Here is a 1454-nt window from a genome sequence, read left to right on the forward strand (position 1 = left end):
ACCGCACAGCGTCTTGAAGTCAAACCAGACGACTCCCCCCGCCTTGCGCCTGGCCTGGATTTGCCTGGACTCAATCTGCAATACCGGGTTCTCATCCTGAGACTCTGCCAGCGCATTAAAAGTTTCAGTCATTTCAGCATCGGCCTGAAGGCCTAGCGGGGTGTGATAGAGCTWCGCCTGGGCTAACGTGCGCCCGCGGTAGTCCGTCCCGTTGTCAACACTGATGACCTCCAGCTTGGCCTTCAGGAGTTCAATGGCCGGGAGAACACGGTCGCGATGCATGCCATTCGGATACAGCTCGTCCGGCTGAAAGTTGGAAGTTGTGACAAAGCCGACTCCATTGTCAAACAGCGCCGACAACAGACGATGAAGAATCATCGCGTCGGTGATGTCCGCCACATGAAACTCGTCAAAGCAGATGAGCCGGTATCGCTTCGCAATGCGCCGGCCCAGCTCATCCAGCGGATTCGCCGTACCCTGAAGGTCCTGCAACTCCCGGTGCACCTCGCGCATGAACTCGTGAAAGTGCAGCCGCACCTTGCGCCTGAGCGGGACAGCCCCGAAAAAGCAGTCCATCAAGAAACTTTTCCCCCTGCCAACGCCTCCGTGCATGTACACACCACGAGGGATATCAGGCCGGTTTATCAGCTTCTTGATGGCATTGGAGCGCTGCTCCTTGAACGCCGCCCACTCAGAGGCGCAACGTTCAAGCGCTTCGACTGCCCGCAACTGGGCAGGATCGCTTTGATAGCCCCGCGCCGCAAGTTCGGCGTCGTACGCCGAGCGCACCGGTTGATTCACCGACTYCTTGCCTGCGTGCTCAGAAGTTCAAGGTGCGCTTGTCGACTGCCAGCGCGGCTTCCTTGGTCGCTTCGCTCAGGGACGGATGGGCATGGCAGATGCGGGCAATGTCTTCACTGCTGGCCCGGAATTCCATGGCCACCACGCATTCGGCGATCAGTTCGCTGGCCATCGGACCGACGATGTGCACGCCGAGAATTTCATCCGTCGCGGCATCGGCCAGCATCTTCACCATCCCAGTCGTGTCACCCAGCGCGCGTGCGCGGCCGTTGGCCATAAACGGGAAAGTCCCCGCCTTGTACGCCCGGCCGGCAGCCTTGAGCTGCTCTTCGGTCTGCCCCACCCAGGCGATTTCAGGGTTGGTGTAGATCACCCAGGGAATCGTGTTGAAGTTGACGTGACCATGCTGCCCGGCAATACGCTCGGCAACCGCAACGCCCTCTTCCTCGGCCTTGTGCGCCAGCATGGGGCCGCGCACCACGTCGCCGATAGCCCAGACATTAGGCAGGCTGGTCTTGCATTCATCATCCACCACCACGGCGCCGCGCTCGTCGAGTTTCAGGCCAACGGCTTCGGGGTTCAGGCCCTGGGTGTTGGCTACCCGGCCAATGGAGATGATGAGCTTGTCCACTTCCAGGGTCTGGGCTTCACCC

At 60.5% G+C, this 1454-nt stretch carries 2 protein-coding genes; both read right to left on the reverse strand.

Features of this window, described 5'->3' with window-relative positions; translation table 11 throughout:
* Positions 1–801, reverse strand: an 801-nt coding sequence (zapE, locus tag AC1DWI_RS22970; protein ID WP_477725887.1) for a cell division protein ZapE, incomplete at its 3' end; no start/stop codon positions are given.
* 19 nt (positions 802–820) lie between these two features.
* A partial coding sequence (locus AC1DWI_RS22975) for an FAD-dependent oxidoreductase (protein ID WP_477725888.1) occupies positions 821–1454 on the reverse strand: 634 nt, incomplete at its 5' end.

Source organism: Polaromonas sp. P3_C2, assembly GCF_056402675.1.